This is a genomic window from Paenibacillus sp. 01T442 (assembly GCF_056398345.1).
Map to the genome: position 1 here is coordinate 1 of NZ_JBFTPF010000184.1, position 2,017 is coordinate 2,017.

General features: G+C 38.2%; 3 protein-coding genes. 1 reads left to right on the forward strand and 2 read right to left on the reverse strand.

Going from position 1 to position 2,017, the window contains the following annotated elements:
- Window positions 1-826: IS110 family RNA-guided transposase (locus AC1DLM_RS35230; protein ID WP_477572605.1), on the forward strand; the 826-nt coding region annotated here is incomplete at its 5' end.
- Between the two features lie 217 nt (window positions 827-1,043).
- Here AC1DLM_RS35230 and AC1DLM_RS35235 read toward each other — a convergent pair.
- Window positions 1,044-1,436 (reverse strand): CPCC family cysteine-rich protein, encoded by a 393-nt coding sequence (locus AC1DLM_RS35235; RefSeq protein WP_477572606.1) that lies wholly within the window; start codon window positions 1,434-1,436, stop codon window positions 1,044-1,046.
- A 129-nt stretch (window positions 1,437-1,565) separates the two neighbouring features.
- Window positions 1,566-2,017: hypothetical protein (locus tag AC1DLM_RS35240; RefSeq protein WP_477572607.1), on the reverse strand; the 452-nt coding region annotated here is incomplete at its 5' end.

Below are 2,017 nucleotides of genomic sequence, written 5' to 3' on the forward strand. Positions count from 1 at the left end.
GGGTCAGCACCTCATGAATTTACGCTATCTAACACGACAATATGAATCTCTAACGGGTATGTATGTTCAAGCAAAACTACAATTCCAGTCAATTCTGGATCAGGTTTTCCCCGAATATCATGGCGTGTTTGGTGATCTTTATTCTAAAGTTTCCCTTCGATTTCTGGCCTTACACCCGACATCTAGAGAGGTCCTAGCAATGTCCGACAATGAAATTACAACTGTAATCGGACAGCTTACTGGGCGCGGTAAATCCACTTCGTGGTGTTTGGAACGTGCGCAAATCCTGGCAGCTGCGGCAAGGCGAAATCCATTTAAGGAGACGGCTTTTCCAAGCCACTTGATCTCCTTGCAGTTGCTCATCAAATTGCTTCTTCAATACCAGGAGCATCTAGCAACCCTTATTAAATCGGTAGATGCCCTGGCAGAAGAGTTACTAGAATATGAATTAATTCAATCGATACCCGGTATTGGCACTAAAATTGCTGCAACAATTTTGGCTGAGATTGGGGAAATCGATCGGTTTGATCACGCAAAGAAACTGGTGGCCTTTGCTGGCGTTGATCCAAGCGTTTTTTCTTCAGGTAAGTTCACAGCAACCCAGAATAGAATCACTAAGCATGGCTCCAGGAGACTTCGTACTGCCCTGTATCAAGCTGTACGATGTGGTATCCGTAGCAATAGAAATAAGAAATTAAGGGCTTATTATGATAAGAAGCGTGCTGAGGGAAAGCTGTTCAAAGTAGCGATAATTGCTTGTGTAAATAAACTCATCCACTGGATTTTTGCTATTTTAACTACTAAGGAAGCGTTCCGTTTAGAGTAAGTCATGGAAATTAGAAATATATGGAATATACTTCCGTGCTTTATTGGACGGTTATTTCCCATGCACTTTTTTAAGTATATCACTTCATGAATCCATTATTAATAATTAAATATTGACAAGCTATTAGCTGGAATAGTTGAGAAAAGGCAACTGATCCAATAAGGTCGGCTGCCTCTTGTTGTTATTGAACTCTCGTTCTCTCGTTAGCTCAATATTCTTATTTATTCTTTTCCMAGTAATGGCGGAATGGAACGCCATCGCTTGTTGCCAAATTAAAATAGTCTAGTGCAGTTTTATGAGGAGAATATGGAATTGTGCATTCTTCTTTTGTTAATGGTCTCCATCCATTATCTCTATAGTAGCCCTTGTACGATTTAATATCTGAAGGTATTTGCCTAAGTATTTTAATCTGTTCATCATATAAGCTTCCGTTATTGGGTCCTAATCCCAAAGCTGGATTTTCCTCTTGTATTGGGTCCTCTTCCCAATCGCATAATTTACATACGTCATAACTAAATGGTATATCAAGTGAAATAAATCCACAGCAAGGACAAGTATATTTCAAATTTCTCAACTCTTTTTTACGAAATATATTCACATAGTCTACCATAATCTCAATCAACATTCCTGCCCGTTAATTCAATGAAAAAGACAGCTGAACGCATGCCAGCTGCCGTAATGTCGTGATTGAACTATCGTTTCCCGTTAGTTTCATGAATTCCTTCAGACGAGGGGTCTCTTACAATTCCTTTGAATTCTGATATACATAAATAACGTATTTTCCTCCCAGTTGTACAAGAAGCAATTCAGATTGCATTTGACCTTGAATCGTAAATATCTTTGTCCCAACTTGGAGTTTAGTTGCCATGTAATCTTCAAAAATATTTCCATCTTTGTACTCTTTTTTCACCTCGCCTAACTCATGATTTATTTTCAAATCCATTTGTTTATATTGCTCCTGATCTTCGACACGTTTATAAAAACGTGCACCATAGACACATAGAATGTCCGCGTCTTTGTTCTGTTTAAATATCTTCTCTGATGAGGAGGTTCTCTCCATTTGACTAATCTTATTTGCCCCTTCAATTTTTGGGTCTTTATAGCATCCAATTATTATTAATAGCAAAATGCATGAGACGATAACAATAGGTCCCGCCACGATAAATATTATTTTTTTCACTAATTCACCAC